The 24,618-nt window shown below is 63.7% G+C and carries 20 protein-coding genes; 10 read left to right on the top strand and 10 right to left on the bottom strand.

Annotated features, from left to right (window positions below):
• Together ACQZAB_RS07175 and ACQZAB_RS07170 are read right to left on the bottom strand one after the other, a co-directional pair.
• Window positions 1-933, bottom strand: coding sequence for an FkbM family methyltransferase (locus ACQZAB_RS07175; RefSeq protein ID WP_428388396.1), 933 nt, complete (start codon window positions 931-933; stop codon window positions 1-3).
• Window positions 934-1,039: 106 nt separating this feature from the next.
• Window positions 1,040-3,217, bottom strand: coding sequence for a methyl-accepting chemotaxis protein (locus ACQZAB_RS07170; protein ID WP_428388394.1), 2,178 nt, complete (start codon window positions 3,215-3,217; stop codon window positions 1,040-1,042).
• Between the two features lie 355 nt (window positions 3,218-3,572).
• On the opposite strand from ACQZAB_RS07170, the gene miaA reads away from it, so the two are divergent.
• Together miaA and topA are read left to right on the top strand one after the other, a co-directional pair.
• Complete coding sequence (gene miaA, locus ACQZAB_RS07165) at window positions 3,573-4,649, top strand: tRNA (adenosine(37)-N6)-dimethylallyltransferase MiaA (RefSeq protein WP_428388392.1); 1,077 nt, start codon at window positions 3,573-3,575, stop codon at window positions 4,647-4,649.
• A 192-nt stretch (window positions 4,650-4,841) separates the two neighbouring features.
• Window positions 4,842-7,526, top strand: a complete 2,685-nt coding sequence (gene topA, locus ACQZAB_RS07160; protein ID WP_428388391.1) for a type I DNA topoisomerase — start codon at window positions 4,842-4,844, stop codon at window positions 7,524-7,526.
• A gap of 174 nt (window positions 7,527-7,700) precedes the next feature.
• On the opposite strand, the gene ACQZAB_RS07155 is transcribed toward topA, so the two are convergent.
• From ACQZAB_RS07155 to metG, 3 genes are all read right to left on the bottom strand, one after another.
• On the bottom strand, window positions 7,701-8,360 hold the full coding sequence (locus tag ACQZAB_RS07155) for a hypothetical protein (RefSeq protein ID WP_428388389.1): 660 nt from the start codon (window positions 8,358-8,360) through the stop codon (window positions 7,701-7,703).
• 307 nt (window positions 8,361-8,667) lie between these two features.
• Window positions 8,668-9,300 carry a hypothetical protein gene (locus ACQZAB_RS07150; RefSeq protein ID WP_428388388.1) on the bottom strand — a complete coding sequence of 211 codons (633 nt, stop codon included), beginning with the start codon at window positions 9,298-9,300 and terminating at the stop codon, window positions 8,668-8,670.
• A 78-nt stretch (window positions 9,301-9,378) separates the two neighbouring features.
• Window positions 9,379-10,938: a methionine--tRNA ligase gene (gene metG, locus ACQZAB_RS07145; RefSeq protein WP_428388386.1), complete on the bottom strand. Its 1,560-nt coding sequence runs from the start codon at window positions 10,936-10,938 to the stop codon at window positions 9,379-9,381.
• 56 nt (window positions 10,939-10,994) lie between these two features.
• On the opposite strand from metG, the gene ACQZAB_RS07140 reads away from it, so the two are divergent.
• From ACQZAB_RS07140 to ACQZAB_RS07125, 4 genes are all read left to right on the top strand, one after another.
• Entirely contained in the window at window positions 10,995-12,323 is a 1,329-nt protein-coding gene (locus ACQZAB_RS07140; protein ID WP_428388384.1) for a 3-deoxy-D-manno-octulosonic acid transferase, read from the top strand.
• Window positions 12,324-12,331: 8 nt separating this feature from the next.
• Window positions 12,332-13,474: a glutamate 5-kinase gene (proB, locus tag ACQZAB_RS07135; RefSeq protein ID WP_428388382.1), complete on the top strand. Its 1,143-nt coding sequence runs from the start codon at window positions 12,332-12,334 to the stop codon at window positions 13,472-13,474.
• Window positions 13,475-13,624: 150 nt separating this feature from the next.
• Complete coding sequence (locus tag ACQZAB_RS07130; RefSeq protein ID WP_428388380.1) at window positions 13,625-14,380, top strand: tetratricopeptide repeat protein; 756 nt, start codon at window positions 13,625-13,627, stop codon at window positions 14,378-14,380.
• Entirely contained in the window at window positions 14,380-15,243 is an 864-nt protein-coding gene (locus ACQZAB_RS07125) for a tetratricopeptide repeat protein (protein ID WP_428388378.1), read from the top strand. Before ACQZAB_RS07130 ends, ACQZAB_RS07125 begins: the two co-directional genes overlap by 1 nt.
• Before the next feature lie 18 nt (window positions 15,244-15,261).
• On the opposite strand, the gene ACQZAB_RS07120 is transcribed toward ACQZAB_RS07125, so the two are convergent.
• The 4 genes from ACQZAB_RS07120 to ACQZAB_RS07105 are packed head-to-tail and all read right to left on the bottom strand — an operon-like array spanning window position 15,262 to window position 18,250.
• Window positions 15,262-16,206 carry a hypothetical protein gene (locus tag ACQZAB_RS07120; protein WP_428388377.1) on the bottom strand — a complete coding sequence of 315 codons (945 nt, stop codon included), beginning with the start codon at window positions 16,204-16,206 and terminating at the stop codon, window positions 15,262-15,264.
• Between the two features lie 11 nt (window positions 16,207-16,217).
• On the bottom strand, window positions 16,218-16,652 hold the full coding sequence (locus tag ACQZAB_RS07115; RefSeq protein WP_428388375.1) for an ExbD/TolR family protein: 435 nt from the start codon (window positions 16,650-16,652) through the stop codon (window positions 16,218-16,220).
• A 52-nt stretch (window positions 16,653-16,704) separates the two neighbouring features.
• Window positions 16,705-17,811 carry a 3-dehydroquinate synthase gene (gene aroB / locus ACQZAB_RS07110; protein ID WP_428388373.1) on the bottom strand — a complete coding sequence of 369 codons (1,107 nt, stop codon included), beginning with the start codon at window positions 17,809-17,811 and terminating at the stop codon, window positions 16,705-16,707.
• 34 nt (window positions 17,812-17,845) lie between these two features.
• Window positions 17,846-18,250 (bottom strand): virulence factor, encoded by a 405-nt coding sequence (locus ACQZAB_RS07105; RefSeq protein WP_428388371.1) that lies wholly within the window; start codon window positions 18,248-18,250, stop codon window positions 17,846-17,848.
• A gap of 111 nt (window positions 18,251-18,361) precedes the next feature.
• On the opposite strand from ACQZAB_RS07105, the gene guaA reads away from it, so the two are divergent.
• The 4 genes from guaA (at window position 18,362) to ACQZAB_RS07085 (ending at window position 23,776) form a co-directional block, all read left to right on the top strand.
• On the top strand, window positions 18,362-19,966 hold the full coding sequence (gene guaA / locus ACQZAB_RS07100; RefSeq protein ID WP_428388369.1) for a glutamine-hydrolyzing GMP synthase: 1,605 nt from the start codon (window positions 18,362-18,364) through the stop codon (window positions 19,964-19,966).
• 56 nt (window positions 19,967-20,022) lie between these two features.
• Window positions 20,023-20,997, top strand: a complete 975-nt coding sequence (gene phnD / locus ACQZAB_RS07095; protein ID WP_428388367.1) for a phosphate/phosphite/phosphonate ABC transporter substrate-binding protein — start codon at window positions 20,023-20,025, stop codon at window positions 20,995-20,997.
• A complete protein-coding gene (locus ACQZAB_RS07090) occupies window positions 20,994-22,619 on the top strand; it encodes an ATP-binding cassette domain-containing protein (protein WP_428388365.1) in 1,626 nt (541 codons plus the stop codon). The genes phnD and ACQZAB_RS07090 overlap by 4 nt, the downstream gene beginning before the upstream one ends.
• Before the next feature lie 179 nt (window positions 22,620-22,798).
• Complete coding sequence (locus tag ACQZAB_RS07085) at window positions 22,799-23,776, top strand: aspartyl protease family protein (RefSeq protein WP_428388364.1); 978 nt, start codon at window positions 22,799-22,801, stop codon at window positions 23,774-23,776.
• On the opposite strand, the gene ACQZAB_RS07080 is transcribed toward ACQZAB_RS07085, so the two are convergent.
• On the bottom strand, window positions 23,746-24,582 hold the full coding sequence (locus ACQZAB_RS07080; protein ID WP_428388362.1) for a DUF429 domain-containing protein: 837 nt from the start codon (window positions 24,580-24,582) through the stop codon (window positions 23,746-23,748). The two genes, ACQZAB_RS07085 and ACQZAB_RS07080, sit on opposite strands and share 31 nt — an antisense overlap.
• Window positions 24,583-24,618 lie beyond the last annotated feature (36 nt).

Below are 24,618 nucleotides of genomic sequence, written 5' to 3'. Positions count from 1 at the left end.
TCACCCCCGCGACGCCAACACATTCACCTGACGAGACACCCCCGCCAACACCCCATTCTCCAGCGACACTTCACGCAGACGACGACCCACCACCTCAAACCGCCAATCAGCCCCGCCCCCCTTCGAGACTTCAAGCAACCGCTCCATCCACGCCGCAGGCGGGTGACCCGCACGGCTCGCCTCCCCAAACCCATACTCCCCCAGCACCCGAGGCGGTTCATCCCCACACAACAACCCGCTCATCCCCCCAATCGCCAGCGGCTCAGCCCCCTCCAGATCCAGCTTCACCACCCGCACCGACGACACCCCCTCCCCCGCCAGCACCTCGTCCATCCGCACCGTCTCCACCTCATACGCCTCCGTCGCCCCATCCTCCGCGCCATAAAGCGACGACATCCCGTGATTGTGCTCCGAGTCCGTCGCCACAAATCGATGCAGCGTCGCCCGCCCCCCAGAATCCGACAACGCCACCGGATGCACCACCACCCGATCCGCCATCCCGTTGATCCCCAGATGATGAACCAGCCGCTCCCGATTCACCGGGTCCGGCTCAAACGCATGAACCCGCCCACCCTTCGACACCGGCCCCACACACGACGCCATCAGCAGCGTGAAGTACCCCAGGTTCGCCCCGCCATCCACCACCACATCCCCCTCCCGCACCAGCCGCCGAAGCAGCCGCGCCGTCGCCAGCTCATACAACCCAAACGCCATGCAGCAATCCGGATACGTCCCCAGATCCAGATCCAACACCACCCCCCCACTCCCAGCCTCGCGACCACCCCCACCAAATCCCGGCACCCGAAACCGATCCGCCCACGCCTTCCGGGGGCGCAACCTCCGAACCCCTCGAACCAGCCGATACCCACCCCGCTCATCCCAGGCCACCCGCGCGTACGTGCTAAGCAGTAATTCGAACGCTGTATGGATCACACGCCAAGTCTAACAGAGGCTCAGAGGAAACTCCGCGGAGGAACACGACCTAAAGCCAACAGTGTTAGTGAATCACCAAATGCAGCGGTGAGCCTGAAGAGATGCATCAAACCTTGTACTTGTTGATGCTGCTGGTAAGTGCCTCTGCCTGAGAAACAAGGCTTTCACTGCTCTTACTGACATGTCCTGCATTCTCTGCAACCTCTTTCGTCGCATCAACGATCGTACTTATGGACTGCGCAATATCAGAACTCGCCTGGGCCTGCTCGCTGCTCATTGCTGAGATGTCCTTAACCATGTCACGCACAGTGTCGCTGGCATCTCTGATCGATGACAGCGAGCTGCGAGCCTCACTAGCCAGCTCCACACCCCTGACGACATGCCTGCGACCAGCAGTCATAGAGCTAACAGCCGCTTGTGTCTCTGACTGTGTTTCACCGATCGAACGCGTGACCTGCTCAGTAGCTTGTGTCGTGCGCTCTGCCAGTTTGCGAACCTCGTCGGCTACCACAGCGAAGCCTCGACCATGTTCGCCAGCCCGCGCCGCTTCAATGGCGGCATTCAGCGCCAGCAGGTTGGTCTGATCTGCGATCTCATCGATAGCAGTAATGATGGCACCGATCTCATCACTCCTCGAACCAAGCTCGGAGATCGTCCTGGAAGAGTCCTCAAACTGCTGAGAGATCTCCTCAATCTGGGTAACCGTCTGCTCGACAATGTCTACGCCTTGTGCAGCACGCTGCTCGCTATCTGTCGCTGCACCTTCACTCGTACTGGATTTTGATTTGACCTGCTCGATCGAAACAGACATCTGCTCAATTGCTGCTGCAACCGTGTCAGCGTTCTGAGACTGCTGATCGACAGAATGCCGCAGATGCGTTGCATTGGTATCTAGTTCCTGACTCAACTGCAGAATGGATTCACTCGTCTGTCGTGCGTCATGGATCAACTCAACAAACGACTCGCGGAGACGATTGGCAGCACCTGTAATCATCGCCAGTTCATCGTTACCCTTATAGACTTCATTCATACCCGATAGATCACCATCACTGGCAATACCTAGAGCATTGGCAACAAGAATGGTTCGACGCGTAACGCCACGAACAATCGAGGCAACAGCCAGGCCACCGACGGATAACAAGGCGAGGGCTATCACAGATGTCCACTTGCTCCTCACACCTGCCGCAGCGACGTCGGCCAGTTCCATCTCTCGGGCCTGATAACGCAGATCAGAGGCCAGCTGAGTAGATAACTCCCCCAAACGCATACCGGTTGGCGGACACTGATCGATCGTCCAGTAACGCAGGTCCTTTGCGACCTGCTCGATTTCACCAACACGCTCGATGAGAAATGACAGCGCTGACATGGTTCCCGGAGATACATCGCCGGAGAGCCTGTTCATCGTCTGCTCTAGCAGACCCCTGGCTTCTATCGCCAGTACAGGCTCTAGCTCCAAAGCTCCAGCGTAGCTCAGCTTGCGTGCATCCGCGATCAACTTCTGTTCGTATTCAGAACCACTCAGCTGCTCGATCAGCCAGTCAGAAGTCGGACCAATCTGCTGTTCCAGTATTGCACGCCGGGTATCCGTGAGACGCACAGCGTTAACAATAACGTTGACATAATCACCGAGTGCTGCTTCGAGACTTCTTATCCGCTCTGAAGTCTCGACATCACCATCGGACAGCCTCTTGATCTCAGCTACATACTCACTGGCAACGCCCACCGCATCCAGGAACAGCTGAACATGCTTATCCGTCTCGAATACGAGAAATCCTCGAGCATGAATACGAGCCCTCAGACCCTCGCGGTCAAACGCCTGGAGAATGTCCGCTTGGTGCCTTAAAGGCAAAGCGGCTATCTCAACTTCGTTACGCATATCCTCGGTCAGACGCCAGGCTACTAACGACCCGACTCCAATGACGCCTAACAGTCCAAAGCAGACCACCATCTTGGCACCCAGCGTCCAGCGGAACCGTACTGAGGGCCTGCTGGGCCTGTCGAATGTCCCCGCCCGCCATGTTGCATACAACGTGAACAGAACCGTGATAACAAGGGCCGAAATAGCAACGGGTGTAAACCATGAACCAACGGCAGCTGTTTGCTCAACACCAGCGAGAATCGCAGGGTCTGCCGATGCAAGCGCACCCGAGGGCCTTTCTGGCAGTGTCCGACTCGGCTCAGTGAATACCTCACCCGCCAGTGCGGTTCCTTGACCAAAATGAATGACGAACGCAACCACCAGGAACGAAGTGAACAGAGAGGTCAGTTTCTGATTCAGTGCCACCTTGTTATTCCCTTCATGCAGTATTTCTGATGTGTCGACACGCAGCCAACTGAACTTGACAGAGCACGAGGGGAGCTAAACGTAATCTTTTATAAAGATAAAATCATCCAAACAAATACAGTCAAAGGTTTGAAACCTGATGCACAAGACATGCGATTACTGGGAGTGATTCCCCAGAAACCAGGACACCTCACCCTTTTTGGCGACAGGATTAACCAGAGCTTCCTGCTAGCCTGGTGGCATGCACATCTCGTTGCTACCAATCAATCATCGGCACAGAATCAGCGACTGACTGCACAGGTTATGTAGAAGCGACTGCACCGGTGACTGCCTGTGCGCAGGTTACGATCCACCCATGTGCGCACCATCCACGCCCCCGCCGCCCAACCCCCCCTCTCAACCGGCCGCCACACCCGGCCGCGCCGCGCACAAAGCCGACACCGATCTCCCACGACCCATCGTGATCCTCGGGCCCACCGCAGGCGGGAAATCCGAGCTCGCCGTTCGGCTCGCCGAGGCGCTGGGGGGCGAGGTCATCAACGCCGACTCGATGCAGATCTACCAGCATCTCGACGCCGGGACCGCCAAGCCCACGCCCGATCAGCGGGCCCGGGCCCGGCATCACCTCATCGATTGTGCGCACCCAAGTGTCGCGTTCACCGTCTCAAACTGGCTCGAAATGGCCGAAAACGCGCTGAAAACGCTCCAAAACAGCGCGCTTTCCCCAGTATTAAGTGGCGGAACGAACCTTTACCTTAAGTCCTTATTACACGGCATGTTCCAGGGACCGGGCACCGATCAGGCCTTCAGATCTTCGATGGATTCAATCGAATCCTTCGAGCTTCACGAACGACTCAGAGCCATCGACCCCCCCGCCGCCGAGCGGATCGCCCCCGCCGATCGCAAGCGCATCCTCCGCGCCCTCGAGGTCCACCACCTCACCGGAACGACGATCACCGAGCTCCAGCAGCAGTGGTCCGACGACCCGAACCAGCCCTACCGCCACCACCCCATCCTCATCGGCCTGGCCTGGCAGCCCGAGCACCTCAACCCCCGGATCAACCTCCGAGTCAAGGCCATGTTCTACCCCGAGAAGGTCGATCAGCAGCTTGCCCGCGAGGTCTGCCTGGGCGGGCGCTCGCTCGTCGACGAGACCATCGACCTCGAAAACAGGGGCCTGCTCGGCCCGCAGGCCCGGGAAGCCATCGGCACCAAGCAGGTCCTCCAGCACCTGGCCGATCCCGCAAAGCTATCGCTGGAAGAGGCTTACGAGAAAACCAAGATCCAGACCCGCCGGCTCGCCAAGCAGCAGCGGACCTGGATGCGTCGGTTCCATGGCGTCCACTGGCTCCCCGTGACGCCCGATAGCACCCCCGAACAGACCGCCGATCTGGCCCTCCAGGCCTACCGCCGGGCCCTCTCCGAGAAATAGGAAAATCTCATCGACCTCGTAAGCCCCTGTTTTCACTGTTCTTAGAGCAACAGATTGACAACCGGCCCGCGGGGTGCTCAAGTAGCCCGCCGGATTCTGGCGTATGAATAGATACGGAAGGGAGGGCGTTGTGCCTGTGGTTCGCCCGATGATCCTCCCTTTCCGACTGTCCAACTGACCGAAGAAAGTCCCATGGCCAAGAAGACCTCGACCAAGAAGAAGAGCCCCGTGAAGAAGAAGGCGGCCGCCAGCAGCAGCCGTAAAAAATCGGCGGGTGGTGGCCGGCGGAGCCAGTCGATCAAGGTCGAGGACGCCAAGGGCAAGCATCTGGTGATCGTGGAATCACCGACCAAAGCCAAGACCATTAATAAGTACCTCGGCAGCGACTACCTGGTGATGGCCAGCGTCGGCCACGTCCGGGATCTGCCGTCGCGGAATCCGAAGGGTGTGAAGGCGCCGGTGCCGGGGGTGGATCTGGAGCAGCGGTTCGAGCCGACGTACGAGATTCTGCCGGATAAGAAGAAGACGGTCACCGAACTGAAGAAGGCGGCGAAGTACGCGGAAGATATCTGGTTCGCGACCGACCTCGACCGGGAGGGGGAGGCGATTGCGTGGCACCTGGCGCACGCGTTGGACGTGGATCTGGGCGAGGCGAAGCGGGTGGTGTTCAACGCGATCACGAAGACAGAGATCGCGAAGGCGTTTGATCACCCGCGTGCGATCGATGAGAACCGGGTTAATGCGCAGCAGGCGCGGCGGATCGTGGACCGGATCGTGGGGTACCAGGTGTCGCCTCTGCTCTGGAAGAAGGTGGCGGGTGGTCTAAGTGCTGGCCGGGTGCAGTCGGTGGCGGTGCGGCTGGTGGTGGAGCGGGAGCGGGAGATCGATGCGTTTATCCCGGAAGAGTCGTGGCGGCTGGCGGCACTGCTGGCGACCGATCCTTCCAAGGCGGAGAAGCTGGGTGCGCAGTGGCGGGCGTTCCACGAGGTGGCGGGGGATGAGGGGCCGCGGACGATTAAGGATCAGAACGGCTGGCTGTCGGCCCACGAGGTGATGCGGGCGGAACTGGTGGAGATCGGCGGGAAGGCCGTCAAGGACGCGGATCGGGAGACGATTCTGAAAGTGGCCGAGGGGCTGGGATACGAGCTCGAGAAGCTGGATGTGGAGGAGGACCCGAAGGGCAAGGGGCCGGCGAAGGAACTCGTGACGGCGGTGGGCGGGATCGGTTCGGCTCCCGACTACGTCATCGATTCGATCGGGACCAAGCGGACCACTAGCAAGCCGGGGTCGCCGTTTATCACGTCGTCGATGCAGCAGGCGGCGGCGAACCGGCTGGGCTTTGCGCTGCAGCGGACGATGCGGGTGGCGCAGTCGCTTTATGAGGGTGTGGACCTGGGCGGGGCGCGGGGGCAGACGGGTCTGATTACTTACATGCGTACCGATTCGACGCATCTCGCGCCCGAGGCGATCGGGGCGGTGCGTGACCACATCTCGGGTGCCTACGGCCAGGATTATCTGCCCGAGAAGCCGAACCACTACTCGTCGTCGAACAAGAGTGCGCAGGAGGCACACGAGGCGATCCGTCCGACGGATGTGACGATCCGGCCGAGCGATATCCGGGGCAAGCTCAACGAGGATCAGTTCAAGCTGTACGACCTGATCTGGAAGCGTTTTGTCTCGTGTCAGATGATGCCGGCGCAGTGGGACGCGACGACGGTGAACGTGGTGGCGAAGCTCAACGGCGGGGGTGAGGCGAAGCTCAAGGCGAGCGGCCGGAAGCTGGTGTTTGATGGTTTTTATCGGGTGACGGGGATTCCCCAGAGCGACGATGTGATCCTGCCGGAGCTGAGTGAGGGTCAGGCTGTCGCGCCGGTGGATATCAAGCCGACGCAGCATTTTACAAGCCCTCCGCCACGGTACACGGAAGCGTCGCTGCAGAAGAAGCTGGAGGAGGAGGGGATCGGTCGGCCGTCAACGTATGCGGCGATCATCCAGACGATACAGGACCGTAAGTATGTGGAGCCGTTGTACCCGCGGGATCGTCGGCTTTGCGCGACGGACCTGGGGATGGTGGTGACGGACATGCTGGTGGAGGCCTTCCCCGAGATTCTGGATGTGGCCTATACGCGGGAGATGGAGAGCGAGCTCGATCACATTGAGGATGAGAAGAAGGACTGGCGATCGATGGTCGGTTCTTTCTACGATCCGTTTGTCGAGAAGCTGGAGCGGGCGCATGAGGAGTTGACGCACGCGAAGGCGGTGACGGAGCCGGCGCCTCACAAGTGTGAGACGTGCGGGGCGGACACGGTGTATCGGTTCGGGAAGAACGGGCGGTTCCTGTCATGCAGCCGTTACCCGGACTGCAAATACGCGGCGCCGATCGATCGGGAGGGGAACCCGCAGGAGCCGGAGATGACGGACATTCTGTGTCCGGAGGATGACAAGCCGATGATTCGGCGGACGGGTCGGTTCGGTCCGTTCCTGGCGTCGTCGAATTATCCGGAGGTGAAGTTCATCGTGAAGCTTGACCCGAAGAAGGGTCATGTGGTGCTGCCTAAGACCCCGCCTATGTTGACGGGCGTGACCTGTCCGAAGTGCGAGGAGCGGGAGTTGTATCTGCGGGAGAGCAAGCGCGGGCCGTGGCTGAGTTGCTCGGGCTTCCCAAAGTGCCGGGGTCGGATGGCGTGGAGTGCGCTCGAAGAAGACAAGCAGGCCGAGCTCGAGAAGAAGTGGGCCGAGCACCAGAAGGAGAACCCGGTGCCGGAGATCAAGACGGCGTCGGGCCGGGTGCTGAAGGAGGGGGATGACTACGTGCCGGAGGTGGCGGGTGGGGATGAGACGGCGGGGAAGGTTGAGGCGCGGGGGGATGCGGCGTGAGCTCTATTGCATAGGACAGTTGTTCGACTCTTAATCAGTTAATGGAGTCGGGTCGTTTAGCTCATGGCGCGTGTTCGTGCACGAGAATGCATCAGGCATGCTGCGTTATGCCAGGCTTCTTTATCAGGGCTCGTCACGGTCGGAAGGTTGGTAACAGCCCCTCTCTCCGTAGTGCTAGCAGCGTGGCCGTCGCAGCAACGGAGCCGATGCGAGGGTCAGGAGTGCGAATGATGTGGGTTCAGGAATGATGGCTCCGAAGCCGGCGCCGCCGCTCCATTCGTAGAAGATCTGACGGCCAAGGCCGCGACTGAACTGGCGTCCATCGAAGAGCACGGAGGCGTTGGAGAAGGGATTGTTGAACTCTTCGGCCGTGGGGAGTTCGAAGGGCGTATCCCAACCGTCTTCAGGGGTGTTGTAATTCAGATAGAAGTAGGCGGAGCGGCCGTCGTTTCCGAACATCTCAATCACCAGGCTATCGTTCGTTCCGCGGATGGCGTTCTGGGAATATAGGAAGAAGCGTATGGTCCAGTCGTCAAAGCCTGTGAAAGAGCCCGCACGCCCTTCGACAAGCGAGATGCTTGAGGAGTAGACACTCGTCAGCGTGAAGCTATTGCTGGAGGTGCTGTCAGGCGTTGCGTCTTCATCGATGGCGAAGGTGATATCGAAGGTTGAACCGTCGCCCATGCTGTTGATGTACGAACGTATGGGCTCGCCGAAGGAATTGGTGTTCGAGATGTTTCTCTCGAGATTGCTGATGGTTCCAGTAAAGTTCAGCAGGATTGGATCGGCATCGGCGGCGTTGATGCTCGTGACAAGAACGAACGCGAGCGCCATGAAAAAGCGGTGTGACATTGATCTCTTCTTCCATCAAGAAGTGTTTGTTGAGGCAGACGAAGCGTGCTTCGCTGTACCGCATAATTAGGCCTGCTGCTCTATCAAAGTCAAATCTATGTCGCGTACAAGCAACAGGAACAGGGCTGAATCAATCGCGTTGATTGAGCTCGTGTGAAATTGGGTGATACAGGTAAACAGATGTAGAAGCAGATCTCATTCTGAGTCAGTTCTAACGCCGGTGATGATGGCCGTACCGCAAGAGGTCAGTTGCTGATGAAACGAAGAGGCACCTGATCATCGCTGTTGCTTAGTCGGCTCTCACCATCACGCGGTCGTCGGGGAGGTAGCCGGTGGAGTCTTTGGGGAAGTCGTCTTCGCGGGAGGCCTGGTCGAGGATGACGGTTTTGCCGGCAAGGGGGCCGGAGGTGATTTCGGCTCGGACCTGGACGAAGGCTCTGCGGGTGATGACGATCTTTTTGTCGTCGTCGTTGTCCTCGTCGTCCTGGGCTTCGTTGGTGTCGGTGTCATCGTCGTCGTCTTCGACTTTGATCTCTTCGGTTTCGGCGGGGAAGCGGACGAGTTTTTTGATTTCGAGGGTGGTGCCTTCTTCGAGGAGGCCGCGGAAGTGGTCGAAGGCTTCGGGGTTGTCGGCGTAGACCTCGGCGACGGTGGCTTCGCCTGGGAGTGTGCCGTAGCCGATGAGGTGGATGGGGCCGTTCCAGCCCTCGGGCTTGGTCATGACGAGGGTTTGCTGGGTGACGTAGGTTTCGCCCGGGACGTAGCCGACGCGGAAGCGGGGCTCGTCGGAGACGTTGTCGCCCAGGGAGAAGTCGAAGCGGGGGACCCAGCCGTAGTTGTCGCTGTCGAGGTTCGGGCCGGACTCGCAGGCGGGGAGGGCGGCGAGGAGAGCGGCGAGAAAGATGGCTGAGAGCGTGCGCACGGCTTGGCTCCTGAGTCGGTGAATGTGAGAGGCGTAGTTTAATGGGATTTGGGGTGGGGTACCGGGGCCGCTGGGCGGTCAGGCCTTGGGCGGGTTATAGCGGGGGTAGAGGGGGTCGCCCTGGGAGAGGGTGTCGCCCGGCTTGAGCCCCCCCCATTCGGTCCAGGCATTAAACGCGGTCTCACCTGCTTCGAGCTGGCTGGCGTAGGGGAGGTTGAAGCGGTTCCAGAGTTCGGTCATCTGGTGGGGGATGACGGGGTGGAGCATGACCGAGGCGATGCGGAGGGCTTCGGCGCAGTTGGCCAATATGCCGCCGACCTGCGGGAGGTTGGCGGGGTCTTTGGCGAGCTTGAAGGGGGCGGTGCGCTCGATGTAGCCGTCGACTTCCTGGACGAGGGCGATGGGGCCGTTGGCGAGGGCGTCGGCGAGCTTGAGGGTCTGCATCCCCCCCCGGAACTGGTCCACTGCTTGTACGGCTGCCTTCTGGAGGGTGTCGTCGGGCTCGCCCTGGTCCCCGGGGATGGTGCCGTTCAGGTAGCGGTTGAGCATGTTGGTGACGCGGGAGGTGGAGTTGCCGATGGTGTTGGCGAGGTCCTGGTTGTAGGCCTCGATGAAGGCGTCGTGGGAGAAGTCGGCGTCGGTTGCGGCCATGGGCCCATAGCGGGTGAGGAACCAGCGGACGGCGTCGAGGCCGAAGTCGTTGGCGTAGGTTTGGAGTTTGGGGAAGTCGATGAAGTTGCCGAGGGACTTGGACATCTTGCGGCCTTCGGCGATCCAGAAGGAGTGGGCGTAGAGCTGGTGGTAGATGGGCTTATCGAGGGCCATGAGCATGGCGGGCCAGATGACGGCGTGGAACCAGAGGATTTCCTTGCCGACGACGTGGAGGTTGGCGGGCCAGAACTCCGAGCGGTTCTCGGCTTCGACGGCGGTGAGGTAGTTAAAGAGGGCGTCGATCCAGACGTAGATGGAGTGCTCGGCATCGCCTGGCATCGGGACGCCCCAGGGCTCGGTGGAGCGGCTGATGGCGATGTCGTTGAGGCCGTCGCGGATGCGGCCGAGGACTTCGTTGCGGCGGGCATCGGGCTGGATGAACTGGGGGTTGTTTTCGATGTGGGTTTTGAGCCGGTCTTCGTATTTGCTGAGGCGGAAGAAGTAGTTCTTCTCTTTGACTTTGGTGAGGGGGCGGCCGGAGATCGCGGACTTGTAGTCCTGGGTGCGGGCGTTGGTTTCGGTGACGTATTCCTCCTGGCCTTCGTCGTACCAGCCTTCATATTCGCCGAGGTAGACGTCGCCTGAGTCGATGAGCTGTTTGATGTAGGTCTGGACGAGGGTTTCGTGGCGTGGCTGGGTGGTGCGGATGAAGTCGTTATGGGTGAACTTCATCTCGGCGAAGGCGGCCTGAAACTCGGCGGAGACGGCGTCGACGAAGGCCTGGGGGGTGATGTTTTTTTCGCGGGCGGCGTCGGCGACTTTTTTGCCGTGCTCATCGGTGCCGGTGAGGAAGTGGACGTTGTCGCCTAGCAGCCGGTGGTAGCGGGCGAGGACATCGGCAATGGTCGTGGTGTAGATGTGGCCGATGTGGGGGCTGGCGTTGACGTAGTAGATCGGGGTGGTGATGTAGAAATTGGGGGTGGTCATGGGGCGGATTGTAGTGGCGATGCAGGATGTGTCGGGATCGGGGATCATGAACGGCTATGGGACGGATGCTGGATCTGGCTTACGGGTTGGGGTTGGTGGCGGCGTCGCCCTGGCTGCTGCTTGGGCGGCGGGGGAAGGGGCCGATGGATTGGGATGGACGGTTCGGGAGGGGCGTGTCGATTCCGAAGGCTGAGGGTCGGCAGCGGGTGCTGATCCATGCGGTGAGTCTGGGCGAGGTGAATCTGATCCGGCTGCTGGTCGAGCGGCTCTCACGGGATCACGACGTGGTGGTGGCGGCGACGACGAACACGGGTTTGGATCGGGCGGTGTCGCTGTTCGGGGCGGAGCGGGTGGTGCGGTATCCCTTTGATTTCACCTGGGCGGTGGCTCGGGTGCTGGATCGGGTGCGGCCGGACGTGGTGGTGACGGCGGAGCTGGAGGTGTGGCCGAACCTGGTGCAGGGGTGTCGGAAGCGGGGGATTCCGGTGGCGGTGGTGAATGGGCGGCTGAGTGATAAGAGCATCCGGGGGTATCGTCGGCTGCGGTGGCTGCTGAAGGGAACGTTCGGGAAGCTGGCGGGGGTGGGGGCGCAGACGCGGGCGTATGCGGATCGGTTTATTGAGATGGGGGTGCCGGCGGAGAGAGTGGTGGTGCTGGACACGATGAAGTGGGACACGGCGGAGGTGGCGGAGAAGGTGGAGGGGGCGAAGGAGCTGCGGGCAGCGATGGGGCTGGATCGGTCGCGGCCGGTGGTGGTGCTGGGATCGACGGGGGTGGATGAAGAAGTGGCGCTGGCGGAGGCCATCCGGCGGGCTTGTGGGGAGGTGCAGATCGTGGTGGTTCCGAGGAAGCCGGAGCGGTTTGAGGAGGTGGCCTGGGCGCTGGCGGATGCGGGCTGGGAGGTGGTGCAGCGGAGCCGGGTGGATGGGGGTCGCACAGATGATCGGGGGGTGAAGCGGTCGGCGGAGGCGTTTGGGATCGAGGGGGAGGCGCACGCGATGGGGACGATCTATCTGCTGGATACGCTGGGGGAACTGCGGAAGGCGTATGCGTTGGCGGACGTGGTGGTGGTGGGCCGGAGTTTCAACGGGTGGGGTGGGTCGGACCCGATCGAGCCGGTGGCGTTGGGCAGGCCGGTGGTGATGGGGCCGGATCATCGGAACTTCCTAGAGGTGGTGGAGGCGCTGGTGGATGCGGGTGGGTTGAAGCTGGCGGACGATGTGGAGGCGGCGGGCCGGGAGGTGGCGGGATTGCTGGGGGACCAGGCGGCGCGGGCGGCGATGGCGGCGGCGGGTCGTGGGGTTATTCTGTCGCGTCAGGGCGCGACGGAGCGTCATGCGCTCGTGATCGAGCGATTGCTGGCTGAGGGCGTGGAGTCTTTTTGATGCCGTCGATGAGTTTGCGACAGGAGCGGTTGGTACCGGCGCGGCGGCTGGTGGTGAAGGTGGGGACGGCGCTGCTGACGCGTAGCGGCGGGGGTGATCCGGGTCTGGATGAGGCTTTTATCAAGGGGTTGGCCGATCAGATCGGGACGCTGAGCAAGCGGGGGTATGTGATCACGCTGGTCTCGAGTGGCGCGGTCGGTGCGGGGTGTGCGGAGCTGGGCCTGACCGAGCGGCCGGGCGATGTGGCGGGGTTGCAGGCGGCGGCGGCTGTGGGCCAGCGGCGGCTGATGACGTACCTGCACGATGCGCTGGCGAAGCATGGGCTTCGGGTGGGTCAGTTGCTGCTGACACGGCAGGACTTTGATGACCGCGAGCGGTTCTTGAATATCCGGAACTGTGTGACCAAGCTGCACGAGCTGGGCTGCATCCCGGTGCTGAACGAGAACGACTCGGTGGCGGTGGATGAAATCCGGTTTGGGGATAACGATCTGCTGGCGGCGCTGACGACCAATGCGTTGGCGGCGGAGGCGCTGATTATTCTGACGACGGTCGACGGGCTGCTGGATGATCGCGGGGAGGTGGTGGACCTGGTGGAGGATGTGACCGAGCGGATCGGGCTCGTGCGTCAGGGCGGCAGCGAGTGGGGCAGTGGCGGGATGGCGACGAAGCTGGAGGCGGCCCGGCTGGTGACGGACGCCGGGGAGGTGGCGGTGATTGCGCCGGGCCGGCCAGCGGAGGGCGGGGAGGATGTGCTGCTGCGGCTGGTGGCGGGCGAGCGGATCGGGACGTTTTTCCAGCCGAGTGAGCGGCGGATGGAGAGCCGGCGGCGGTGGATCGGTCTGACCAAGCGGCCGGACGGGACGCTAAGTGTCGACGCTGGGGCCACGACGGCGATGACCGAGCGGGGTAAGAGCCTGCTGGCGAAGGGAATCACGGCGGTGACGGGCCGGTTCGAGCGCGGCGCGGTGGTGGTGGTGCGCGACCCGCACGGGCGGGAGCTGGGTCGGGGGCTGATTAACTACAGCTCGGAGGAGTCGCGGAAGATCATGGGGAAGGATTCCTCGTCGTTCGCCGAGTTATTGGGCCATCCGGGGTTTACCGAGGTGGTTCATCGGGACAACTTCGTGCTGGTGAGCGAGCTGCGGGGGTAGCGTTCTGCTTGCGTCGGTGATTTCGTGGTTCGAACTGGGTTGAGTGGGGGGTTGTAACGGTCGATACGCCTTGGGGGATTGTGAGGCGTCGGTGGTCTGGTCGATGCGGCAGCGTTTTCGACAGGGCCGGCCACGATTGAGGATCGATGGATGCAGAACATGAAGGCCAAGTCCGAGACAACCGGTAGCTGGGCGGAGCGCGAGCTGACGCGGGTGCTGGATCAGTGCTTCTGTGGGGATCGGCTGGGGGCGGAGCTGGCGTTATCGGACCTGATGATGGAGCAGGCTTCGGGGCGGTGTGGAGAGATGGCATCGGAGACGGCCGTGCTCAGGCGAGCTCTGGAGGGGCGCCCGCCTGAGTCGGCCGTGGCGGGCCTCTGGGAAGATCTGGACCACGGGGCGGAGGCGGAGAGATCGGTCGCGGAAGAGCTGACGGCTCGTCCGGGCGTCATCCTGACGCTGGTGAAAGCGCTGGATGCCGGGATGGACAAGCGGCTGCTGGCGCTGGTGCGTCGAGCGGGCTCGTCGGCCTATGACCAGACCGAAGACCGGGAGAACCGGCTGCAGCTCTGTCAGGGGCTGGCTAGGTTGGCGCTGCTGGCTGGCGACCGGGCGTCGGCGAGAGCGTGGGCCGAACGCGGTCTGAAGCTGGACCGGGCTTCGATCCCGCTGGCGCTGGTGCTTTCGGAGTTGGAGGATTCGGCTGCCAGCGAAGAGCCGACGCGGATTGTGCTGACCCGGGCGGTGCGTGCGCAGCCGGGTTATCGGGACGTGCGGGCGGCTCTGATCCGTCGGCGTGCCGATGATGGACGGCGGGGATCGGCTCGGCGGATGCTCCAGCGTTGGCTGGAGCGTGAGCCGGACTCGGTCTTGGCGCGTCGCTTAGCGAAGGATCTGGTGTCATGATGAATCCTGCGGAACGTGATCGGGCGGGGTTGGATCGGGCGATCGAAAGACTCCAAGCTCAACTGGCGGAGGGTGGTGCGCTGGCATCGCGGCATCTGCTGGCACGGCTGCTGATGCGTGCCGGTCGCTTGGGCGAGGCGTATGAGCAGTACAAGGATGTCGCGAGTGACCGTCGTGCGACGGTCGGGATGATCGAAGAGGCGGCGTACTGCGCGGAGCGCGTCGGCGATCTGGATGGTGCGGAGACGGGGCTGCGAGCGACGCTGGAGATCGAGGCGTCGGTGAGCCTGCGCACGCGATTGGCTGAGGTGCAGCTGGCGCGGGGCGACTGGGTCTCGGCGGGCTGGACGGCCTGGCGGGTAACGCGTGAGGACGAGACGTATACACAGGCCTGGGCCGTGCTGGCGGCGGTGGGCTGGGTGACTGGCCGTCGCGGGGTGGCGGGCGAAGCGATCGCGCGGCTGCGTCAACTGGATCCCGAAGGCGGGTCGAATCGGGTCGGTGCCTGCCTGGCGCGTGTGGTGCCCGGGATGATGCAGGAGAAGCTGAACGCGGGCGGGACACCCGAGGACGCTGCGACTCGCGGCGATCGTTGGCGGAGCATCGAACGGATGAAACTGGATGGCTCATCGGCGACGGCCTGGGAGCGGCTGATGGTTCACAGCTCACGGGCGCTGCTGAGTGAAGCCCGGCGGAAACCGGGGCACGCGGATGCCTGGTATCACCTGGCGCAGGCCGACCTGGCCGTGGGTGATCGCGCCGGGGCGATCGATGCGCTGAGCCGGGCGCTGGTGGTGAATCCGGGGTATCGGGCGGCGCTGTCGTCGCTGAGGAAGATCGGCACACGGCGTCAGGCCGCGTGAACCGATCTAGCTTTGGGTTCAGTCGTTGTTTTCTGCATCCGGGCTGTCCTGTTCCTGAGCTTGTGATGGTCTCAGCAGCAGGAGGGTGATCTCGAAGCTGATGGGTGTGGTGGCGTTGTCGATGAGGGACCCGCTGGCGCGGTAGCGGTAAAGCGAACGCTCGATAGGTCCGTCGTGGATCGCGAGGCCGGTGGAGCGGAGGAAGGTGACGTGGGTGGCGACGCCTTGGGTGTCGAAAGTGATGAGGGCGACGGGATTGCGTGAGGGAATGATCGACCGTGCGGCGATGGTGAAGCGGGGGGCAACCGTGTCGATCCTCAAGCCCTCTCGGGCGAGGACGCGACCGGGCTGGATAGCTAGCGCCGGTGTCAAGTTCGTAGGCGGGGCCTCTCTGGTTGTGCGCGGGAGCGAGGTGGGCCGGTCGGGTCCGGGTGGGGCGGGTGGGATGGCTTGTGGTGATGGCGGCTGTGAGGCCGGGGCGGGCTCGGGCAGCAAAGGGGGCTGCGTCAGCTCATCGGTCTGTCCGTTTGGCAGAGGGTCGGCCGGTACCGGATCCACGGTGGCTTCGGATGTGGTCGGCATCTGAGGCGAGGGAGGCGTGGACGCTGATGGCGTCGGTGCCTCGGCGGTGGGCGTGACGTTCATGGGCGCGCCCGGGACTGGTGTCGCGGTGGCCTGAACGGCAGGCTGACGGGTGGAGCTCTCGCGAGCCAGCAGTTGCTGATAGGTGTCGTAGGAGATCCATGCGATGCGGGTGGGCGAGGGTTCGGCGTCGCCGGGTTTGATCGTCTCGGGTTCTGATTCGGTGGGCTCGGGTTCTGTGGCGGCGGCTTCGGTCGGCGATTCGCTGGCCTGGACGAGCAGGAAGATCGGGCCGTGCAGGCAGACGGAGATCAGCAACGCCAGCAGCAGGCGGGAGCCGTGGTCATCCAAAACAGGGCTGGTGGGGCTGACGGCCTGCATGGCGGTGTGTTTCAGTTGCCGGGTGCGCCGACCACAGCGACCTCGTCCATGCCTGCGGCCCGGAGTTGTTCGATGGTGCGCAGGAGGATCGGTGCGCGGTCGATGGTGTCGGCTGTCGATTGGTTGGGTGCTTCTTCGAGCGCGACAAAGACGTTGGCTCGCTGGTCTTCGGGGATGATCGCTTCAAGGGTCGTGCGCAGGTCATCGAGTGCGACGGGTTGACGGTCGAGGAAGAGGTTGCCCTCGTGATCGATGGTGATGGCGATCATGGGCGGGGTGTTGGCCGCCTGGCCCTGCTGGACGGGCGTGAGTTCGACAGGCAGGAGGTCGGCCCGGACCATCGTGGTCATGGCGTAGATGAAGAAGGTAAGCAGCAGAAAGACGACATCGATCAGGGGAACGAGGTCGGTGCGCGGGCGGAGGTCTACCGAGGATTCAAACTCCATGGCTTCATCCTAGCCCGGGATGGCGGATATCTGAACGACTAACGGCTGGTGATCAGGGCCCGGGGGCTTCGCGGAGGGTTTCCCAGGCGGCGGCGACCTGCTCGGGGGTGGGGTCGGCGTTGATGACGACCTGCCCGATTTGGGTCGGGAGGATGAAGCGGATCTGGCGGTCGGCGACTTTCTTGTCCATCGCCATGACCTTCATGAGCATCGCGGTGACGGGGAGGTCGTCGTTCCAGGTGGGCAGTTCGAGTTTGTCGAGCAGCGCGACGAGTTGTGATTCGAGAGAGGGGTGGCAGAGCTTGATGGCGATGGCCATGCGCGTGGCGGCGACCATGCCGAGGCTGACGGCCTCGCCGTGTTTGATCCTGCCATAGGCCGATGCGGCTTCGATGGCGTGGGCGAAGGTGTGGCCGAAGTTGAGGTGGGCGCGGACGCCTGACTCTTTTTCGTCTTCCTCGACGACAGCGGCCTTGATCCGGACGTTGCGGGTGATGAGTTCGACGAGGGCATCGGGATCGAGGTTGAGGATGCGGTCGGCGTTCTCGCTGATCCAGGTGAAGAGCTGGGGGTCGCGGATGACGGCGTGCTTGACGCATTCGGCGAGTCCGGCGCGGAGTTCGCGTGGCGGGAGCGAGCTGAGGGTGTCGGTGTCGCAGAGGACGAGCTGCGGCTGGTGGAAAGCCCCGATGAGATTTTTGCCGTGGGTGGTGTTGACGCCAGTCTTCCCACCAACGGAGGCATCGACCATGGCGAGGAGGGTGGTCGGGCACTGGATGAAGGGCACGCCCCGGAGGTAGGAGGCTGCGACGAAGCCGGCGGTGTCGCCTGTGATCCCGCCGCCCAGGGCGATGACGGGCGATCGGCGTTCGAGCCGGTTCTGGAGCAGGACCTCGTAGAGCGAGCGGACGGTGCCGAGGGTTTTCTTCTTCTCGGTGGGCGTCATCACGGCGACGGTGGTCTCGAAGCCGGCGGCCTGGAGCGACTGTGCAGCGGGCCGACCGATGTCGGTTTCGATGGCTTCGTCAACGATGAGGGCGGCCTGGCGGTGCGGGGCCACGGCTCTGACGTGGTCGCCAAGGGACTGGAGCAGACCCGGTGCGATGTGGATCTGATAGCTGTGCTGGACGGGCGGGAGTTGGAGATCGACGGTGTTCACGGGTGGAAGATAGTGGTTTTTACGGGCCCAGGCGTCATCGGCCATCGAAAAGGTCTGGGGCACGTCCTGCGTTGCGGACCGCTGGCCCGAGATCGTTGAGTTCCTCGATCCGGAGCATCCGGATGTCTCTGACCGAAGCCTCAAACCAGGAAAATCGTCTGGCGAGTTCGATGGCGACCATGACGCAGGTGACGGCGTTGACGGATTCCCCGCCAAAGTAGACCGAGTGCTGTGTCCAGCTAAAGCCATAGCCCTCAAGCACATCGGCGATGTCTCGGTAGGCTCGACGCCAGTCCTGTTGGCCGTAGGTTTCTTCGAGCGCCAGGGTGTCCATGTCGAAGGCGATGGCGTACACGGTGACACACCCTTCTGGCAGGGGCCGCTTAGAGGCTTGTTCCTGTGCGACCTGGGTCTGGAGCGACTCTATAGCTGAAAGCATATCAAGATTCCTTGCTAGACGTGCGTTTCCCTGCCTTCATCATAAATCGGCTCGACGATCGGTGGCGAGTGACTAACATGTCCGATTCCCCGTTTTGAGATGAGGCTGAGCATGAGCACGACGGCGCAGGCGGTATCGGCGGCTTTGGCGGAGATTCCTGAGTCGCTTTATGGCGAGGTGGTGCCGATCGTCGATTTCGGGTCGCAGTACGTGCAGTTGATCGCGAGGCGGGTACGTGAGGCGGGGGTGTACTCGGTGCTCGTAAGCCCGGATACCCCTGTTGAAGGGCTTCGACGGGTCAGGCCGAAGGGCGTGATTCTCTCGGGCGGGCCGTCGAGTGTGTATGAGGAGGGGGCTCCGCGATGCGATCCGGCTTTGTTTGAGCTGGGGGTGCCGGTGCTGGGGATCTGCTACGGGATGCAGATCGGCTGCGAACTCTTGGGGGCGAAGGTGGCCCCAGCACAATCCCGAGAGTACGGGCGGGCGAAACTGCATGTGGCGTGCGAGCATGCGAACGGGCTGCTGAAGGGGATCCCGCAGGACACGAGTGTCTGGATGAGCCATGGCGATCAGGTGGCGGAGCTGCCGGATGAGTTTGTCCCGCTGGCGACGACGGACACCTGTCCGTATGCGGCGGTGCGGCATCGGGACCGGGCGTTTTACGGGTTGCAGTTTCATCCGGAGGTCACACACACGCCTCACGGCGCGGAGATTCTCAGCAACTTTCTGTTTGGGGCGTGCGGTTGCGCTGGCAACTGGCGGATGAGCAACTTCGTTGATATTGCGATCGATCAGATCCGGCAGCAGGTGGGCGAGGACGGACGGGTCATCTGCGGGTTGTCGGGTGGGGTGGATTCGTCGGTGGCGGCGGCGCTGCTGTCCAGAGCGCTGGGTGATCGGCTGACGTGCGTGTTTGTCGATAACGGGCTGCTACGGAAGGGCGAGAGGGATTTCGTGGAGGCGACGTTCCGGGGGCACTTCGATGTGGACCTGAGGGTGATCGATGCGGGAGCGCAGTTCCTGGGTGATCTGGCGGGGGTTGTGGATCCGCAGGAGAAGCGGCGGCGGATCGGGCATCGGTTCATTGAGGTGTTCAAGGAGGCGGCGGATGGGATCGAGGGCGTCGGGTTTCTGGCTCAGGGAACCCTCTATCCCGACGTGATCGAGTCGGGGCACGGGCACTCGGGGCAGGCGGCGAACATCAAGCTGCATCACAACGTAGGCGGGCTTCCCGAGCAGCTTGGGTTTGAGCTCGTGGAGCCGTTTAGGCAGCTCTTTAAGGATGAGGTCCGGCAGCTCGGGGCGCTGCTGGGGCTGCCGGACGCGATGGTCTGGCGGCATCCCTTCCCTGGGCCGGGGCTGGCCGTGCGTTGCCTGGGCGAGGTGCGGGAGGATCAGCTCGCGATCCTGCGGGAGGCGGATGAGATCCTGTTGGAGGAGATCGTGGCGAACCATCTCTATCGATCGACGGCGCAGGTGTTCGCGGTGCTGCTGCCGGTGCGGGCCGTCGGGGTGATGGGGGATGGGCGGACGCACGAGCAGGTGATCGCGCTGCGGGCCGTCGAGAGCCAGGATTTCATGACGGCGGACTGGGCCCGGATTCCTTACGACGTGCTGGCGACGATCTCGAACAGGGTTATCAACGAGGTAAGGGGTGTGAACCGCGTGGTTTACGACATTTCGAGCAAGCCGCCGGCGACGATCGAGTGGGAGTGATCGAAGAATGAGGGGGCGGGTGGCAATGGGGGCTCTGGGTGTGCTATATTCTGTTAATGAAACTGCGTCTCAATAACTTTTGGCGATCGGCGGCGGTTTGCGGCCTGCTGATCGGGGCTGTTTCGGGCTTTGGCTGCGGTGAGCGCGAGGTGGGGGAGATATCCGCTGAGACCGAGGCCATCGGCGAGCTGACGTTCATCTTCCAGAAGCAGAAAGAGCCGGATGCGCTGCGGGAGGCCGCGGCGCAGGTCGGGACGGCGCTGGAAGCCGAGTTGGGCGTGCCGGTGCGGGTTGTGGTGCCGGGTGACTACTCGGCCTCGGTGCAGGCATTGGTGAGTCAGACCGCGGATGTGGCGTATGTCAGCAGCCTGCCTTTTCTGCTCGCTCGGCGGGATGGCGGGGCCCGGCTGCTGCTGGCCGAGGAGCGGACCGACCTGCAGGGCGTGACCCGGACCGAGTACGACTCGTTGATGGTTGTGCCGGTCGATAGCGATCTGCAGGATCTGGATGACCTCAAGGCGCAGGCCGGTGAGGTGCGCTTCTGTTTCACGAGCCCGACGAGCACCAGCGGGTACGTGTTCCCCCGGCTGCGTCTGGTGCAGGAAGAGATTCTGGCCGCGGGTCAGGAGCCATCGGAGGTGTTCGGGCAGGTGTCGTATGGCGGCGGGTACGCACAGGCTCTGCGCGAGGTGCTGGATGGCCGGGCCGATGTGGCGGCGGTGAGTTTCTACACGGTGGAGGGGCCGCGGGCGGATGTGTATCTGACCGAGGCCGAGCGAACGCAGCTGCGGGTGCTGGCCCGGACGCCTGGCGTGCCGACGCACGTCGTGTGTGTGCGCTCGGGCTTGTCGGAGGAATGGGCCGAGCGGATCAAGCAGGCGCTGCTGAAGCTGGGGGCCGAGTCGCCTGAGTTGCTGAGTGATGTCTACGGCACGGCGCGGATGGTCGAGACGGATGAGGATGCGCACGTGTCGGCGGCGGTGGCGGCCGTCGAGGCGACCGGGTTGCCGCTGACGGACCTGAATCGATGACGGCGTCGGTCACTGCTCCCATCATGGTTCGCAACCGGGTGGACCGGGAGCGCCAGCCGGCTTCGGTGGGCGGGGTGGTGCTGCGCTGCAGCGGGGTTCGGCGGGTGTTCGAGGGGGGCGTGATTGCGTTGGCGGATGTCGATCTGGCGGTGCACGCCGGAGAGCACGTCGCCGTGGTCGGGCCATCGGGGAGCGGGAAGTCGACACTGCTTGGCTGCCTGGGCGGGGACGTGGCGACCGACGCCGGACGGGTGCAGCGGGAGGGTCGGGTCGCGAGGGTCTATCAGGATTACCGGCTGGTTGAGCGGGCAACGGCTCTGGCGAACGTGCTGCACGGCGCGGCGGCGACATGTGGCGGCTGGGCGCGTGTCTGGCAGCGGCGTTCGCTGGTCGGGCGGGCGACGCTCTGGCTCAGGCGCGTCGGGCTCGAACAGCGGGCCGGGGTGCGTGTCGATCGGCTTTCTGGCGGGGAGCAGCAGCGGGTTGCGATCGCGCGGGCACTGATGGCCGAGCCGAAGATCGTGCTCGCCGATGAGCCGGTGTCGGCCCTCGACAGCGGGTCGGCCGAGGCGGTCATGCAGCTGCTCCGCGAGGTCTGCCGGGAGGAACAGATCGCGCTGGTGAGCGTGCAGCACGACCGCGAGCTGGCAACGGCGTACGCGGACCGGGTCGTCGCGCTGCGTCGGGGCGAGTTGTGTTCGGGGGATGCGATCGAGGCCGAGGCCTGCGTGGAGGATGACCCGACGCGACTGCCGGTGATGCGCTCGGCGGAGGATCGGCAGGACTGCGGGACCTGCCCGGAAGGCATGGGCCGGGGCCTGGCCGTCGCCTCGGCGATGGAGGAGCCGGCGGCCTGGCGGCGGGTGGCAATGTGGACGGCGATCGCGGGTGGCGGGCTGCTGGTGCTCGGCTGGGCCGGCTGGATGACCGACCTGCAGCAGGTGGATGCGGGGCGATCGGTCACGAATCTGCTGGCGTTCATCGAGCGGGCCGTGCCGACGGCCGGTGAACTGGCGGCGATCTCCTGGGGCCGGCTCGGGCAGGCGCTGCTGGAGACCCTGGCGATGGCGATCCTCGGGACGGTGGCGGCGGTGACCTGGTCGCTGCCCCTGGCGAGCCTGGCGGCGCGGGGCGTCACGACGGGCTGGATCCGGACGCCGGTGCGGCTGATGCTGAACGTGATCCGGTCGGTGCCGTCGATCCTCTGGGCGCTGCTCTGCGTGGCGGCCTTCGGGCTCGGAGCGCTGCCGGGCATCATCGCCGTGGCGGCCTACTCGACCGGGTACCTGACCAAATTCTTTTACGAGGCCTTCGAGTCGGCGGACGACCGGGTCTCGACGGCGCTGCGGTCGCTGGGGATGTCGGGCTGGGAGGCCTTCTGGTCGTCGACCTGGCCGGCGAGCCGATTGGCGATCGCGTCGAGCTGTGTGTTCATGCTCGAATACAACTTTCGGGCTGCGAGCGTGCTCGGCGTCGTCGGCGCCGGCGGGGTGGGTTACGACCTCCGGCTCGCGGTCGAGTGGGGCAACTGGCACGTCGTGCTGGTGATCATCGTCGCCCTGGCGATCAGCGTCTGCCTGTTCGATGCGGCGGCCGACTGGCTACGACGCAAACTCGCCTGACCCCCCCCTTTTCCCCGCTCCTCGCTTCCCTCCACCCCCCGCGGTAACCATTCTCCATGTTGCTTCAGGCGATCAGACGACGGCCTGTCTGAACAGTCAGGACACGGCTGGCGTACCATCGGGACGTGGTTTTTTCTAGCGTATCTCTGCTCCGATCCGCCTGGTGTCTCCGGGTAGTCGTGATCGTCGGCTGTCTGGCCCTCATGGCCGGATGCCGGCCTGTTGGCGGCGTGGATCGCGATCCACATGTGCTCGCGGCGAACGCGGAGATGCCGGAGGAGGTGACGGTGCCGCTGCTGCGCGACCGACGTTACTTCCGGGCACCGGTGGAGATCAACGGGGTCGATGTCGGGACGTTCCTCGTGGATACGGGCGCGGCCTTGATGGCGGCCGACCTCGGCGTGGTGCGTCGGCTCGAACTCGAAGCCAATGGCGGGGGCACGGCGATCGGCATCGCGGGACGCGAGCGGTTTGCGTACTACGACATGGATTCGCTGGCGGTCGGGGAGATGACGCTGTCGAAGCGGCGGGTGGCGGGGCTGAACATGAGGAGCCTGCATCGGCATCGGCGGAGCCGGCTCGATGGGATTCTGGGTTACACGACGCTGGCCGAGGTGCCTTTCACCATCGATGGGCCGGCACGGGAGCTGGTCTTCCATCGGAGGGAGTCGTTCTCGGTGCCCGAAGGGCTGCAGCCGATCCGGCTGATCCGTTTCAGGCACCTGCCGACGGTCGAGGCCGAATTGGGTGATGGCCGGCGGATCTGGCTGGTGCTCGACACCGGGGCCGATGAGATGCTGTCGCTGCCGATCGAACTGGCGAGCCGATGGCCGGACATCCTGTCAACCTCGGTCACGGCGCCGTCGATGAACCGCGGCGTCGGCGGGGTCGTCATCGGCCGGAAGGCCTGGGTGACGTCATTGGCGGTGTTCGGCAAGCGGTTTGTGGACGTGCAGGCGACCTTCGCGGCGCCGCCCGAGTCGTTTCGGAGTGCGCCGGTACCGGTCGGGCGGATCGGGAATGCGTTTCTCAAGCGATTCCGGCTGACCTTCGACAACCAAGCCGGGCGGATGTGGGCCGAGCTCGATCGGGAGATGGTGCAATCGACCGGTGATCGTGGCCGGACTCAGCCGGTGGGGGCCTCGGGCAGCCGGTAGAAAACCCGGCCTTCCTGGCGGTGGATGGGAGCGACCGGCTGGGTCAGCATCAACAGCGTTCCGGCGGCGATGCTGGCGCAGAGGAGGCTGTCGAGGGCGTCCCCGCCCGAGTTGTCGAGGACACGCTGTGCCAACGGCTTGTGGATGTCGATTAGGACCTGCTGGTTGAGCCAGGCGAGGATGGCCTGACGTTGTTCGCGGTGCTCGGGCCTGTTGCCCTTGTAGGGCTTGAGCGGGAGGGTGTCTTTGTAGGCCTTGAGCAGTGAGGCGGGACAGCCTTCGACGAGGGTGGGAAGAGCGGAGCTGGCTTTTTCGAGCGGGAACACCCTGACGGCCTGTTGGGTGATGAGCGGGTGGACCAGGCGGGTGACGGCGGCGTGAGTCTGTCGGTAGAGCCGGAGGTTGCCCGGGGCCATGGGTGTTTTCGATTCGCGGTCGGTCTCGCGCTTGGTTTCGCGGAGCTGGGAGCGGAGGTCCTCCGGGGTCGGGTACTTGACCGGAGCCTCGATCATGGCTGAGTGCCAGCCATCGGGCATGGCAGCAAACGGCAACGAGAGCGGGGCGTCGATCGCGACCAGCGAGGATGACTGCTCGCGCAAGAAATCAACGATCGCCGGGAAGAGGCGGTCGGGATCGGCCGGGACCTTCAGCAGGTCGGAGGCGGCAGACACCTCGCGAACGCTTAACTCAGAGGATGAGCTGTCCCAGGTGGCCTGTGTGATCCAGGTCTTGCGGCCGGCGTCGCGGGCGGCGGAGAGATCGATGCCGATGACGGGTTGAAGTGAGTTCGTCTTAGCGGTGCGCATAAAAAAGGACCCTGTCAGCTTTAGGCTAACAGGGTC

The organism is Mucisphaera sp. (assembly GCF_965279675.1).
In the GTDB taxonomy this organism is placed as follows: Bacteria; Planctomycetota; Phycisphaerae; order Phycisphaerales; family Phycisphaeraceae; genus Mucisphaera.
Note: the sequence above shows the minus strand (reverse complement) of the source record. Positions and strands in the feature narration are given on the sequence as shown.

What these genes read in the sequence shown, in the direction of transcription:
- miaA (WP_428388392.1), top strand. Translation starts at nt 3,573, where the DNA reads ATGTGCGCACCATCCACGCCCCCGCCGCCCAACCCCCCCTCTCAACCG.
- topA (WP_428388391.1), top strand. Translation starts at nt 4,842, where the DNA reads ATGGCCAAGAAGACCTCGACCAAGAAGAAGAGCCCCGTGAAGAAGAAG.
- ACQZAB_RS07155 (WP_428388389.1), bottom strand. Translation starts at nt 8,360, where the DNA reads ATGGCGCTCGCGTTCGTTCTTGTCACGAGCATCAACGCCGCCGATGCC.
- metG (WP_428388386.1), bottom strand. Translation starts at nt 10,938, where the DNA reads ATGACCACCCCCAATTTCTACATCACCACCCCGATCTACTACGTCAAC.
- ACQZAB_RS07140 (WP_428388384.1), top strand. Translation starts at nt 10,995, where the DNA reads ATGGGACGGATGCTGGATCTGGCTTACGGGTTGGGGTTGGTGGCGGCG.
- proB (WP_428388382.1), top strand. Translation starts at nt 12,332, where the DNA reads ATGAGTTTGCGACAGGAGCGGTTGGTACCGGCGCGGCGGCTGGTGGTG.
- ACQZAB_RS07130 (WP_428388380.1), top strand. Translation starts at nt 13,625, where the DNA reads ATGCAGAACATGAAGGCCAAGTCCGAGACAACCGGTAGCTGGGCGGAG.
- ACQZAB_RS07125 (WP_428388378.1), top strand. Translation starts at nt 14,380, where the DNA reads ATGAATCCTGCGGAACGTGATCGGGCGGGGTTGGATCGGGCGATCGAA.
- ACQZAB_RS07120 (WP_428388377.1), bottom strand. Translation starts at nt 16,206, where the DNA reads ATGCAGGCCGTCAGCCCCACCAGCCCTGTTTTGGATGACCACGGCTCC.
- ACQZAB_RS07115 (WP_428388375.1), bottom strand. Translation starts at nt 16,652, where the DNA reads ATGGAGTTTGAATCCTCGGTAGACCTCCGCCCGCGCACCGACCTCGTT.
- ACQZAB_RS07105 (WP_428388371.1), bottom strand. Translation starts at nt 18,250, where the DNA reads ATGCTTTCAGCTATAGAGTCGCTCCAGACCCAGGTCGCACAGGAACAA.
- guaA (WP_428388369.1), top strand. Translation starts at nt 18,362, where the DNA reads ATGAGCACGACGGCGCAGGCGGTATCGGCGGCTTTGGCGGAGATTCCT.
- phnD (WP_428388367.1), top strand. Translation starts at nt 20,023, where the DNA reads ATGAAACTGCGTCTCAATAACTTTTGGCGATCGGCGGCGGTTTGCGGC.
- ACQZAB_RS07090 (WP_428388365.1), top strand. Translation starts at nt 20,994, where the DNA reads ATGACGGCGTCGGTCACTGCTCCCATCATGGTTCGCAACCGGGTGGAC.
- ACQZAB_RS07080 (WP_428388362.1), bottom strand. Translation starts at nt 24,582, where the DNA reads ATGCGCACCGCTAAGACGAACTCACTTCAACCCGTCATCGGCATCGAT.